9 protein-coding genes are annotated in these 13542 nt (G+C 68.9%); 3 read left to right on the top strand and 6 right to left on the bottom strand.

Annotation, left to right across the window (positions count from 1 at the left end; genetic code table 11):
* Positions 1–123 precede the first annotated feature (123 nt).
* Positions 124–894 (top strand): FadR/GntR family transcriptional regulator, encoded by a 771-nt coding sequence (locus ABD357_RS11060; protein ID WP_344389378.1) that lies wholly within the window; start codon positions 124–126, stop codon positions 892–894.
* A 75-nt stretch (positions 895–969) separates the two neighbouring features.
* Here ABD357_RS11060 and ABD357_RS11055 read toward each other — a convergent pair whose 3' ends face one another.
* From ABD357_RS11055 to ABD357_RS11030, 6 genes are all read right to left on the bottom strand, one after another.
* Positions 970–3273 carry an RICIN domain-containing protein gene (locus tag ABD357_RS11055; protein ID WP_344389376.1) on the bottom strand — a complete coding sequence of 768 codons (2304 nt, stop codon included), beginning with the start codon at positions 3271–3273 and terminating at the stop codon, positions 970–972.
* A 136-nt stretch (positions 3274–3409) separates the two neighbouring features.
* A complete protein-coding gene (locus ABD357_RS11050) occupies positions 3410–4279 on the bottom strand; it encodes a sugar phosphate isomerase/epimerase family protein (RefSeq protein WP_344389374.1) in 870 nt (289 codons plus the stop codon).
* A 4-nt stretch (positions 4280–4283) separates the two neighbouring features.
* The gene (locus ABD357_RS11045; protein ID WP_344389446.1) at positions 4284–5456 is read right to left on the bottom strand and encodes a substrate-binding domain-containing protein; all 1173 of its coding nucleotides are present in this window, start codon (positions 5454–5456) and stop codon (positions 4284–4286) included.
* 22 nt (positions 5457–5478) lie between these two features.
* Positions 5479–6450, bottom strand: coding sequence for an ABC transporter permease (locus tag ABD357_RS11040; RefSeq protein ID WP_344389372.1), 972 nt, complete (start codon positions 6448–6450; stop codon positions 5479–5481).
* 1 nt (position 6451) lies between these two features.
* Positions 6452–7423, bottom strand: a complete 972-nt coding sequence (locus tag ABD357_RS11035) for an ABC transporter permease (RefSeq protein WP_344389371.1) — start codon at positions 7421–7423, stop codon at positions 6452–6454.
* Complete coding sequence (locus ABD357_RS11030) at positions 7420–8931, bottom strand: sugar ABC transporter ATP-binding protein (RefSeq protein ID WP_344389369.1); 1512 nt, start codon at positions 8929–8931, stop codon at positions 7420–7422. Before ABD357_RS11030 ends, ABD357_RS11035 begins: the two co-directional genes overlap by 4 nt.
* A gap of 621 nt (positions 8932–9552) precedes the next feature.
* On the opposite strand from ABD357_RS11030, the gene ABD357_RS11025 reads away from it, so the two are divergent.
* Both ABD357_RS11025 and ABD357_RS11020 read left to right on the top strand, forming a co-directional pair.
* Complete coding sequence (locus ABD357_RS11025; RefSeq protein ID WP_344389368.1) at positions 9553–13107, top strand: ThuA domain-containing protein; 3555 nt, start codon at positions 9553–9555, stop codon at positions 13105–13107.
* Positions 13108–13178: 71 nt separating this feature from the next.
* Positions 13179–13542 (top strand): ricin-type beta-trefoil lectin domain protein (locus tag ABD357_RS11020; protein ID WP_344389366.1); only part of this gene is annotated, 364 nt, incomplete at its 3' end.

The raw sequence follows: 13542 nt of genomic DNA, 5'->3' as shown, positions 1-13542 counted from the left end.
GCAATTGAGGTTGAGGAAGAACGCAACTCGTATGACGTATCTAACTCGTATGACGTATGACGTCAACCGGATGCCGTATAGTTGGCGAGCATCCGTGGTACGGCACGGGTCCCGGGGGGTGTCATGACCGCAGTACCGCAGTCATCCGCAGAGGCCTCCGAGGCCCCCACCTGGAGCCGACGCCCGGCGAACCTTGCCGCAGCGGTCACAGCTGAGCTGGTGGAGCGGATCGTCCGTGGAGTTCATCCGTCCGGTTCGCCGCTGCCTCCCGAGCCCGTGCTCTGCGAGACCTTCTCGGTCAGCCGCACCGTGGTCCGCGAGGCGGTGAAGATTCTTCAGGAGAAGGGGCTGGTGCAGGTCCGCCAAGGCGCCGGCACGATGGTTACCCCGCCGGCGATGTGGAACATGCTTGACGAGCTGGTCCTCGGCGCGACCATCGCCGAGGACGAGAGCCTGGCCATCCTCGATCACCTCGTAGCGACCCGCCGCGTGCTGGAGTCCGATATGGCCAACGTCGCCGCCCGCCTGGCGAACGCCGAGGTGATCGACCAGCTACGCAGTCTGGTGGAGCGGATGGATGAGCTCGTCGACGATCCCGCTTCATACAACGAAGAGGACCGGGCGTTCCACGACACCGTCATGCAGGCGTCTGGGAACCGCATCGGCCGTGCCGTGGTCCGTTCGCTGGAGCGCCAGGTCATCAACTCCGCCCGGTACATGGGCCGAACCGGCCGCGCCTTCTGCGTCGCGTCCAACCACGGCCATCGGCGCATCTACGAGCGGATCGCCGCGCACGACCCCAAAGGTGCGGCCGAGGCGATGTTCACCCACATCACCGAAGCGTGGGTGGTGCGCCGCAGCGGGCCGGGCGAGCCGACCCGGCTGCGGCGTTAGAGGCGACTGACGGGTCCTGCCGCGAGCGAGGAGCATCCGCTCCTGTCCCAAAGGAGCGGACAGGCGTCGATTCCGCTATCGCAGTGCCCACTGCTGGTTGGTGCCGTTGTGGCAGGACCAGAGGGTGACCTTGGTGCCGTTGGCGGTGCCGGCGGCGTTGGCGTCGAGGCACAGTCCGGACTGGACGCCGGTGATGGTGCCGTCGGGGTTGATGTTCCACTGTTGGTTGTTCTGGCCGTTGCAGTCCCAGATGACGACCGGGGTGCCGTTGGTGGTGCCGCGTCCGTCGGCGTCGAGGCACTTGTCGCCGTGGACGGTCAGTTGTTTGTCGGCGGTGTAGGTCCAGGTCTGGCCGGTTGCGCCGGTGCAGTCCCAGAGTTGGGTCTGGGTGCCGTTGGTGGTGCCGGCGCCGGGGACGGTCAGGCAGCGGCCGGACTGCGCGCCCACGATCTGCTGCTTGGGCGGCGGTGGGGTGGTGTCCCGCGGCCCGGCGGACGCCATCACGTCCCGGGCACCGGCAGGCCAGTTGCCATTGGTGACCGTGACATTGCCGGAGACCACGTTGCCGCGGTCCCCGTTGGTCACGTTCGTGCTGCCGTTGGTCGACCAGTTGTTGGTGACGGTCCAGTTCCCCATGTTCTCGCCACCCCAGTAGTTGGCCGTCGCCCACGTACCGGTGTTCGAGAAGACGTTGTTGGTGGCCGTGTAGTACTTCGAGCCCTCGTCGAAGTACAGCCCGAAGTGTCCGTTGGTCCGCAGGCAGTGGTTCCGGCTGATCTGCGCGCTCGGGTTCCATCCGAGCGTGTAGATGCAGCCACCGTCGTTCATCTGCTGCATGACGTCGTGGATGTAGTTGCCGATGAGCCGGTTGTTGGACGCGGTGGTCGGCGTCGTGTAGCGCGGCTGGTAGTCGTACAGGCCGCGGTTGGCATAGTGGTTGCTGCCGCCCGCGTCGTTGGCGCCCCAGCCGTACCCGATCGACATGCCGGAGTACGGCATGTTGTAGACCTCGTTCTGGGCGACGGTGCTGTTGGTGACGTACGTGGTCAGGACGGAGACGTTGCCCCGGTAGTCCGCCCCGAGGTCGTGGATGCGGTTGTTGCTGATCGTGATGTCCCTGTTGACCATGCGCTGGTCGCTGGGGTGGTGGGCGTCGGCGCGCACGCCGCCCACGAGGATGCCCCCGGCTGAGCTCCGGGCGATCTCCGACCGGGTCACCGTGATGTTGCCGGCGCCCAGGCCGACGCCGCTGGCGTGCGCGTTGGCGTCGTTGCCGATACCGATGGCCGTCTGGCCCAGGTTGACGAACTTGGAGTCGCTGAAGGTGATGGTGTTGGCGGCGGAGATCTGCACGGCGGCCGGCATCTGCAGCCAGTGCGGCCGGGCGGCCTCGAACTGCGCGCAGCCGTTGTGGCAGGAGTCGAAGCCCGGCCAGCTCCGGTTGCCGGCGAGGTACGCGCCGGTCTGCTGGTCTACGTAACCCTGGTTGCTGCTGGGGCCCAGCCAGCTCGTACCGGTGAAGGTGATCCCGCTGAACGTGATGTGGTGCGCCGGCTCGCCGTACGTGCCCCCGAGGTTCACCAGCGACTGCAGCGCCGGCAGTTCCACGCTGACGGTGCTCATGTTCTGCCCGGCCCGGGGGATGTAGTACAAGTCTCCGGCCGTGGGGTTGAGGTACCACTCGCCGGGCGAGTCCAGGAACTCGTACGCGTTGGACAGGTAGAACGGACCGGCCCGGTGTGGCCGCATGAGGGTGTCGTAGCCGAAGTTGTTGTTGTTCCACGCCGGCTGCTGCATCGTGATGAAGTTCGCGCTGATGCTCTGCACCGGCGAGTACCGGTCGGTGAAGGAGTTGACGCTCTCCACCTCGATCCGGCTCTGGTCGGCCAGGTTGTTCAGATAGCTCAGCGCACCGCCCGAGAACCTCATTCCGGCGCTGGAGGCCGTGAAATCGGCCCTGTTCACCTGCGTGCGTGCCCGGGTGGCGACGGCGCCGTCGACATAGAGCTGCCGGGCATCGAGACCGGCGGGCACGTCGGCCCGCCAGATGTTCCTGGCCGCGTCGGCCACCGACCAGCCGGTGACCGCCCGGGCACCGGTGATCACCGGACGCGCCGACGGGGCGGCCCGCCACACGACCGTGTGACCGCCTGAGCCGGAGTCCTCCGCCGTCAGCCGGAAGGGTTGGGCCAGCCGGTACACACCGTCGGCCAACTGCACCACGATGTCGTCCGACATGTCGTCGTTGAGCGATCGCACCGCCGCCTGCGCGGCTGTCAGTGAGCACGGCTGCGCGCTGGAACAGTCAGTGCCGGTGCCGGACGGCGAGACGTACACGGTGCGGGGAGCTGCGGATGCGGGCGCGGGGAACGCCGTCACGGCGGTCGCGGCTAAACCGACTGTGGCGGCTGCGGCCAGAAGCCGCCTTCGTATCGTGAGAGTTGTGAACACGTTTTCTCCTTATGGCGGTTCCCGGGCGGAAGGGGATGACGGCGCGACCGGGCCTGTCACCCGGTCAAGGAGTGCTTTCCAGTCCGCGGAGGACGGTTCGGAGGTAGGACAGCCCGTCACGGGCGAGGGTGTCCTGCGACGGGGCAAGCGGCCGCCAGATCGAGGCCGCGGTAGCGATGGCCTCGTTCTGCGCGGTGAACGACTCGATGCACACCGCGCCGCCGTAGCCGGTCGTGGCCAGGCAGGCGAGGAAGCGTGGCCAGTCGAAGTGGTCGGCGCCCGGGGTGCCGCGGTCGGTGCCGCTGACCTGGACGTGCTTGATGTGCGGACCCGCCGTGACGAGCGCCTCGTAGGGGTCGGCCTCCTCGATGTTCATGTGATAGGTGTCGATCATGAGACCGACGTTCGCGGGCAGGCCGTCGATCAGCTCCACCGCCTGCTCGACCGTGTTGACGACGCTCGTCTCATAGCGGTTGAGGGCCTCCACGCCGATGCTCACGCCCTGCTCCCCCGCGTAGTCGGCCACTGGCCGCAGGGCGCGGCGGACGTCCGCGTAGCAGGCCGCGCGCTCAGGCGGTGACATGCGCCAGGTCCGCCCCACCGCGGCGTAGACCGGGCCGCCGACGCAGGGCGCGCCGACGGCCACCGCACTGTCCACACACGTTTTCAGGTACGCCACGGTGGAGGCGACGACCTCCGGCGGGGCGTTCACGAGGTCACGTCCGGGCGAGGTGACCGCACAGACGCCGACCGCGCGCAGGCCGTACGCCGCCAGCAGGTCGCGGGTGCGGGCCGGGTCCCAGTCGCCGGGTTGCTCGATCGGCAGTTCGACCGCGTCGAAACCGAACGCGGCGATCCGCGGCACCAGCTCGGCCATGGCCTCGTCGTCGACCGGCGAGGCCCAGACCCACGGGTTGACACCGATGGTGTACACCGGACTACTTCCAGCGCCGCGGGTAACCGGGCAGGTCGGTGCAGCCGCACATCGCATAGTGCAGCGGCGGCATGGTGGCGTCGACGTACTCGTCCAGGTTGTCCTGGGTGATGGTCGGCTGTGGCAGCTTCCACGGGTTCGGCACCTGCTCGCCGTCGAGGATCTTCAGCGCGGCGATGATCGGGGTGCGCCACTGGTAGGTCGGGTAGGTCGGGGCGATCGCCGTGAGCTTCTTGTCCTTCCACAGCTTGAGGAAGTCGAGCTGGTCCTCGCCGTTGATCGGCGGCACCGGCTTGCCGGCGTCCTCGAACGCCTCGACCGCCGCGCCGGCGACCGCCCCGGCGTCCATCCAGACGCCGTCGATCGTGCCGTACCGCTGGATGTAGTCGTTGACGATCTTCTTCGTCTTGGCCGGATCACCGTCGGTGAACTCGACGCCGACGACGTCGACGCCCGCCTTGTCGAAGGCGACCTTCGCCGCGGACCAACGGGTCTCCAGCACGTCGACGCCGGGCAGGATGCGCAGCGCGAGCACCTTGCCACCGCGCTTCATCTCCCGGGTGACGAACTCCGCCGCGACGTGGCCGAATCCGTAGCCGCCGATCGGGTTGATGAACGTCACCGGGCAGGTCGTGTCGACGCCGCGGTCGAAGATGATGACCGGCAGGCCCTTCCGGCAGGCGGCCTCCACGGCCGGGGTGAGCGTCGCGGTGGTGTTCGGCGAGACGATGAGCGCGTGGCAGCCCTTGCCGAGCAGGTCGTTGATGTCGGCGATCTGTTTCTGATCCTTGCCTTCGGCATCGACGTGGACGAACTGGGAGATCCGGCCGCGGTGCGTGTCGACCTCGGCCTGCATGGTCTTGAAACCGACCTGGCGCCAGGGATTGTTCAGCCCCGCGTTGGAGAAGCAGATCTTGTACGGTCCGGGCTTCGTGAACTTCGCGGTCTCCACCATCGCCGGGTTGAGCGCCTGCTCCCAGGGCTTGCCGGCCGGCCCGGTGGGCGCGGCGTCCAGGAGCGCGAGTTGCTTGTCGTAGTCGGCCTGCACGAAGAACTTCGACTGCTCCCCGGTGCCCGACCCGGTGCCCGCCGAGGGCGAACCCGATGCGCCGGTGGTGGGCTCGTCGGTGGCGCAGCCGGCCAGCACCAGTAAGGTGCTCACGGCCAGCACCGTCATGGAATGCCTCACTGAGTCCCCTTTATCTGGACGGGAAACGGAAGGACGACGCCGCCACGGCGAACAGAATGATCGCGCCCTGGACGGTCGGTTTGAGGGCGCCGGAGACGCCGTAGAAGTTCATGAGCGTGAAGAGCGTCTCGAGGGTCAGCGCGCCCAGCATCGCGCCGACGACCGAACCGCGGCCCCCGCCCAGAGCGACACCGCCGAGGACCGCCGCGGTGATCGCGCCGAACTCGAGGCCGGCACCGGCCTGGAACGACACTCCGCTGTACCCGCCGATCAGGACCGCCGCGAGCGTGGCGGCGAGTCCGCTGAGGACGAACGCCATGGTCTTGGCGCGCCACACGCGCACGCCGCTCAGCTCGGCGGTCCGCGGGTTGCCGCCGACGGCGACCAGGGTGCGGCCGAAGTCCGAACGCGTCAGCACCAGCGCCAGAGCGGCCGCCGCCAGCAGGATGACCAGGGCGTACGGGATCCGGCCCAGCGCGGGAACGTCCTCGAACGCCGACCGGCCGAGCCGGCGGAACTCCTCGGAGAGGCCGCCCTTCGGGGCACCGTCGGACCACAGGTACACGGCACCGACGAGGATCAGGAACATCCCGAGAGTCGTGATGAACGACGGCACCCGCAGCCGTGTGGTGACGAGGCCGTTGACGAGGCCGACGGCGATGCCGAACGCGAGCAGGAGCACGACGACAGGCCAGCCGGCCGACGGATCGCCGTCGATCAGCCGGGCGGCGATGACCACCTGCGCGGTGACCAGAGAGCCGACGGACAGGTCCAACTCGCCGGAGACGATCACGAAGTACTGGCCGGCGGCGAGCAGGACGACCGGCGCGGAGCGGCCGAGGAACGACATCAGCGACGGCGGCGAGAGGAAGTCGGGTTGGCGGGCGGTCAGCAGAACCAGCAACACCGCCAGGATCACGATGATCGGGGCGAGACTGCCGGAGCGGAAATCAAGGAGCCGCAGTGGGCGCGCGATCCGCATGCTATGACGCCTTTCGCATCGCCCGGCGGGCGTAGACGGCGACCGCCGCGATGATGATCACGCCACGGATCACCTGCTTGAAGAACACGTCGACCTCGAGCTGGTTGAAGATGGCGTCGATGCTCGCGAGCAGCAGCACGCCGCCGACCGTGCCGGCAACGCCGCCGCGCCCGCCGGCCAGGGCGGTGCCGCCGAGCACCACCGCGGCGATCGACTCCAGGTCGTACAGTCCCTCGGTGCCCACCCTCGGTGCGCCGGCGCCGAGCCGGCTGGCGAGGTAGACCCCGGCGAGGCCGGCGCAGAGGGCGCACAGCACATGGGCGGTGACGAGGACCCGGCTGCCCCGTACGCCGGAGAGCCGGGCGACCTCCGGGTCACCGCCCACGGCGATCAGGTGGTGGCCGAAGCGGGTGCGCGCCAGCACGAACCAGGCCGCGGCGGCGACGGCGAGCAGCAGCAGGAACGACAGCGGCACCGGGCCGATGCGCTGGTACCCCAGGCCCTGCACCAGGGCGGGTGCGGTCTTGCCGGCCGGGCCGTCGTATCCGTTGTCGAGGTATCCCTTCAGCAGCAGTCCGACGCCGACGGTCGCGATGAAGGGGTTGATCCGCGCTGTGGTGACGAGCAGGCCGTTGACGAGGCCGATCGTGGCGCTGACGGCGAGCGTCAGGCCGATCGCCGGCAGCAGCGCACCGTCGTCACCGGCCATGGTCTCGGCGGCGACGAGGGTGCTCAGGCTGACCACGTACGCCACGGACAGGTCCAGCGAGCCCCCGATGATGACCAGCGTCTGGCCGACCGCGACGAGGCCCAGACCGGCGGCGACGTGCAGCAGGCTCACCGTCGTCGGCTGGCTGAACAGCCGGCCGCCGTCGACCGTGACGATGAGCCAGCCGATCGCCAGGGTGAGGACCAGGGCGACGAACACGCCGGGCGGGGTCCGCCGGGCCGGCAGGGACAGCGCGCCGCTCATCCGGCCGCCTCCCCCACGGTGCCGACCGCCAGGGCGACGACCTCCTCCTCCGTCGCGCCGGCGGGTAGCTCGCCGGCGATCCGGCCGTCGCGCATGACGATGATCCGGTCGCTCATGCCGAGCAGCTCGGGCAGCTCGGACGAGACCATCAGCACGGCGGCGCCGTCGCGGGCCAGCCGACGGACAAGATCGTGGATCGCCGACTTGGCGCCCACGTCGATGCCCCGGGTCGGCTCGTCGAAGAGCAGGATCCTCGGGGCGAGCGCGAGCCACCTGGCCAACACGACCTTCTGCTGGTTGCCCCCGGACAGGAAACGGATCTCCTGGTCCTCCCCCGCGGCGCGAAGTTCAACGGCCGCGAGCAGCTCCCGGACCCGCGCGGTGCGGGCACCGCGGCCGAGCCGGCCCGGGCGGACGGCGCGGCCGGCCAGCAGCGCGTTGTCGAGCACCGACTGCTCGGCGACGATCCCCTCGCCCTTGCGGTCCTCGGAGACGTAGGCGATACCGGCCCGTATCGCGGCGCGGGGCGAGTGCAGCCGGACGCGCTCTCCGTCGACGGTCACCTGGCCGGTGCTGAACGGTGCGGCACCGAACAGCGCGCGGGCCAGCGCCGAGCGGCCGGAGCCCTGCAGGCCGCCGACGCCGAGCACCTCGCCGGCGCGCAGCCGCAGGTCGATGCCGCGCAGCTTCCGGTTGCCTCCGCCCCGGACAGTCAGCCGCACCGGGCCCAGCTCCTGCGGCTTCGCCGGGTCGGGGTAGTAGCTCGACAGCTCGCGGCCGACCATGTGGCGCACCAGCTGATCGGCGCTGGTGTCCGCGGTGTCCAGGGTGGCCACCGCCCGGCCGTCCTTGAGCACGGTGATCCGGCTGGACAGGTCGAAGACCTCCTTGAGGCGGTGCGAGACGTACAGCACGCCTATCCCGTGCTCCTGCAGCCGCCGTACGAGCGCGTAGAGCTGGTCGACTTCGTGGTCGGCGAGAGCCGCGGTGGGCTCGTCCATGATGAGCAGCCGGGCGTCGAGGGCGAGCGCCTTGACGATCTCGACCACCTGTTGTTGCGCCACGCCGAGTCGTCCCACACGCGTGTCGGGCGGTAACGAGCCCTCCCCGATCGAGGCGAGGAGCCCCGCGGTGTGGCTGAGCATCGCCCTGCGGTCGACGAGCCCGCGGCGCAGGGGCTCGCGACCCAGCCAGACGTTCTCCGCGACGGTGCGCTCGGGCAGCAGGGTCAGCTCCTGGTAGACGATGCCGATACCGGCCTGCTGGGCCTCACGCGGGCTGCGGAACGTCCGCGGTGCGCCGGCGAACTCAACCGTTCCCTGGTCGGGCTGGTGGACGCCGGACACCACCTTCATGAGCGTGGACTTGCCGGCGCCGTTCTCGCCGACGACCGCGTGCACCTCGCCCGGCCGGACCTGGAGGTCGACGCCATCGAGCACCCGCACGCCGAGGAACGACTTGCCGATGCCTCGCAGAGCGAGCAGCGGCGACGGCGGCAGGGCAGACATCGTGGGACCCTCTACATTCGCGTCGTCAGCAGGACTGAGTCACCGATAGCTGAATCTTTTGGGTACGGCCGGCATGGAATGACAGCTCCCGCCCGCGAGCTGTCATCGAATAGCCGCGAACTTTCGCCGGACGCGATGGCGACATCGCGGCCCCGAGAGTAAATGCCTCGATGAGCGCCTGGCAATACCACCGGACATCACAGTCGACAGCGATTGATACGCCAAAATCTGTTATCGAATCGGTTCGTCCACAGTCGCCCGACAATCCACGACGGCTGATGCGCAGAATGTGTTATGGAATCGGCCCGACGACAGTCGCGCGCCAAACCCACGACGATTTGATGCGCAAAAAGTGTTATGGAATCGACCGCACCCGAGCCATATTGACTGTTGCGATACGCCGCTGCATGCTGGCCGGCAGACCACGGGAGACGGTCGCATCCGGTGTGACGCCCCCCTTTCTTCCGTAGGGACTTGACGGCCCGTCACGGCGGACGACGGGATGACGAGCTGACGGCACACGCGTGCCTACGACGCGCTCAGGCACTTTGGCGCATCGGAGGTGCGGCCGACGCGTGCCCGTGGTCATGCCATTGTTGCTCCGCCGAAATAGGAGACGGCATGCGTCGCATCATATTAATTTTCGGGGCGATCGCGAGCGTGCTCCTGTCGCTCGTCGTAGCCCAACCGGCGTCAGCGGCGCCGGCCTTCCGAGCCCTGGTCTTCACGAAGACAGCCGGCTACCGGCACGATTCGATCCCCGCCGGCCTCACCATGCTTCGGGAGCAGGCGGCGGCCAATGACTTCGAGTTGGTCCACAGCGAGGACTCGAGCGTTTTCACCCCGGCAAACCTCGCCACCTTCGACGTGCTCATCATGTTCCAGACCTCGGGAATGGTGTGGAACACGGCGGCCCAACGTCAGGCGGTGGAAGGCTACCTCGCCAGCGGCAAGGGCATCGTCGCGATCCACAACGCCACAGACATGGGCATCGAGAACGAGTACCCGTGGTGGGACCAGACCATCAACGGCGGCGCACACATGCCGGAGCACTCCCCCGGCGTGCTGCCCGGCACCGCCGTCGTCGCGGACAAGAAGCACCCGTCGACGGCCAACCTGCCGGACCGTTGGAACCGTAGCGAGGAGTGGTACAACTTCGACCGCAACCCCCGCGGCGACGTCCATGTCCTGGTCACCGCGGACGAGCGCACGTACAACCCGGGCTCCCGCGCCATGGGGCCGGACCACCCCATCTCCTGGTGCCGCAACACCGGCGGCGGCCGCGTGTGGGCCACCGCCATGGGGCACACCAGCGCGGCCTACAGCGAGACCCATTTCCGCAACCATGTCCTCGGGGGCGTCAAGTGGGCGGCCGGCAAGGAGCCCGGCGACTGCGGCGGCACCGTGTGGAGCAACTTCGAGAAGCGCACCCTCGACGACAACACCGCGGACCCGATGGCCCTCGCGGTCGCCCCGGACGGGCGGGTGCTCTACGTCCAGCGGGCCGGGCAGCTGAAGATCTTCAAACCGACCACGAACAAAACCGTGACAGCCGGCACGCTCAGCGTCTACACCGGTGGCGAGGACGGCCTCACCGGACTGGCGCTCGACCCCGACTTCGCCGACAACGGCTACGTGTACCTGTATCACTCCCCGGCCGGAGTCCCGAACGACATCAACCGGGTCTCCCGGTTCACGCTCACCGGCGACACCCTGAACATGTCGAGCCAGGTGACGATCATCGACATCCCCGCGACCCGGGACCGCACGTTCGCCGAGCCCGGGCACACGGGCGGGTACATCGAGTTCGGCCCCGACGGGAACCTCTACATCGGCACCGGGGACGACGTCCCACCGAACCTCGACTCCAACTGGCAGGGCTACGCCCCGCTTGACTGGCGGCCGGGCAAGGCCAACCTCGACGCCGCCCGCACCGCCGGCAACACCAACGACCTGCGTGGCAAGCTGCTGCGCATCCGGCCATCGGCCGACGGCGGCTACACCATCCCGGCCGGCAACCTCTACCCGCAAGGCACAGCGAAGACCCGGCCGGAGGTCTACGCGATGGGCTTCCGCAACCCGTTCCGCTTCTCGATCGACCCGGACAACGGGTGGGTCTACCTCGCCGACTACGGCCCGGACCGGGGCGCCCCCGCGACGAACCGCGGCCCCGAAGGGCTCGTCGAGCTCAATGTCATCAAGGCCCCGGGCAACTACGGCTGGCCGTTCTGCCACGGCGACAACCAGGCCTACGCGCCCTACAACCCGGACACCCGCGTCGTCGGCGCCAAGTTCAACTGCAACGCGCCGGTCAACAACTCGCCGAACAACACCGGCCTGACCAGCCTCAAGCCGATCGTCGCGCCGAACATGTGGTACGGCTACGACGTCTCACCGGACTTCCCCGAGCTCGGCTCCGGCGGCTCGGCGCCGATGGGCGGACCGGTCTACCGCTACGACGCCGCGAACCCCTCCGGGACGAAGTTCCCGCCCTACTACGACGGGGTCCACTTCTTCTACGAGTGGTCGCGCCACACCATCAAGGAGGTCCACTTCGACTCCGCGACCGCGGTCACCCGGACCAACGCCTTCATGCCCGCCGGCAAGTTCCTCAAGCCGATGGACATGGAGTTCGGGCCGGACGGCTCGCTGTACCTGCTCGAGTGGGGTACCAACTTCTTCGGTGGCAACAACGACTCGGGGCTCTACCGCATCGACTACAACCAGGGCGGGCGGTCGCCGATCGCCAAAGCCACCGGAACGCCCACCAGCGGGAACGCGCCGCTGACCGTACAGTTCAGCAGCGCGGGCTCCACGGACCCGGATCCCGGCAGCACGCTCAGCTACCACTGGACCTTCGGCGACGGCACCACGTCCACGGCGGCCAATCCGTCACACACCTACACCGCCAACGGCAACTACACCGCCCAGCTCAAGGTCACCGACAACACCGGCAAGACAGCCTTCGCCAACGTGCCGATCACCGTGGGCAACACCGCACCGAAGGTCACCATCACGATTCCGCCCGACGGCGGCATGCTGGACTTCGGCGACCGCGTCCCGTACAAGGTGTCCGTCTCGGACCCCGGCGGCGCGCCCATCGACTGCACCAAGGTGTTCGTCAACCCCGCCCTCGGCCACGACGACCACCAGCATGAGACCACGGACTACCCGGGGTGCTCGGGCACCATCGACACGACGCTGCTCGGCGGGCACCCTGACGGCGCCAACCTGTACTACGTCCTCAACGCCCGCTACACCGACGACGGCGGCCCCGGCGGTGCGGCCCCGCTCACCGGCTACGCTCACGCGATACTCCAGCCCAAGCACAAGCAGGCCGAGTTCTACACGGACCAGTCGGGTGTGCGGGTCGTCGAGCAGGCCGACGCGGAGAGCGGCAAGCGGGTCGGCGACATCTCCGACAACGACTGGATCGCGTTCGACCCGATGAGCCTGTCGGGCATCACGAGCGTGAGCTACCGCCTGTCGTCGCCGAGCGGCGGCGGATCGATCGAACTGCGCGCCGACTCCCCGACCGGCACACTCCTGGCCAGGACACCGGTGCCCAGCACCGGCGGCTGGAACAACTACCAGTCCACGCCGGCGGTGAACACTGCCGATCTCGCGGGCTCGCACCGGCTCTACCTGGTGTTCAAGGGCACCTCGAACAACTGGTTCGACCTCGACTCGCTCACCTTCGGCGGCAACGGGGTCGGCGAACCGGGCAGCGGCGACGGTGACGGCGTGGCCGGTCGGACCTGGTCTGTCGCAGCGCAGCACAGCGGCAAATTCATGGACGTCAGCGACGCCTCGACCGCTGACGGCGCCCAGATCGTCCAGTGGCCGACCACCGGCGGCGACAACCAGAAGTGGCAGGCCGTCGACGCCGGTGGCGGCGCCGTCCACCTGAAGGCGGTGCACAGCGGCAAGTGCCTCGCCGTCACAGGCGGGTCCACCGCCCAGGGCGCGTTCCTGCAGCAGTCCACCTGCGACAACAGCAATCCGCAGAAGTTCCTCGTCACACCGACCACCACGGTGGGCGTGTACACGGTGAAAAGCCTCCCCAGTGGACTGTGCGTCGACGTCAACGGCGGCTCGACGGCCGACGGCGCACGACTCCTGCAATGGAGCTGCCACAGCGGCACCAACCAACAGTGGCGGTTCACCGCCGTATAGCCCGTCCGAACGGGATGCCCGGCGCGGTCGCGCGCCGGGCATCCCTCCCTACGAACAGGTGAGGAACCCCCATGAGGTTTCGGATACCTCGGCCCCGCCGGTACGGACGGCTGTCCGCGCTGGGCACCGCCCTGGTGCTTGTCGCCGTCGGCGCCACCGCGGTGGCGGCACCGATCGAGCCGGGGCAGAGCGCCCCCATCGTGGGCGCGCAGTCCGGCCGCTGCCTGACCGTCCCCGGCGCCGGCACCACCAACGGCACCCAGACCCAACTCTGGGACTGCACCGGCGCGGCCGGCCAGACCTGGACCTACACCGCCGGCAAACAACTGACCGTCTCCGGCGACAAGTGCCTCGACGCCAGCGGACGCGGCACCACCAACGGCACCCCGGTCATCATCTGGGACTGCAACGGCCAGAACAACCAGCAATGGAACG

It is taken from the genome of Streptomyces vastus, assembly GCF_039532825.1.
Classification (GTDB): domain Bacteria; phylum Actinomycetota; class Actinomycetes; order Streptomycetales; family Streptomycetaceae; genus Streptomyces; species Streptomyces vastus.
Note: the sequence above shows the minus strand (reverse complement) of the source record. Positions and strands in the feature narration are given on the sequence as shown.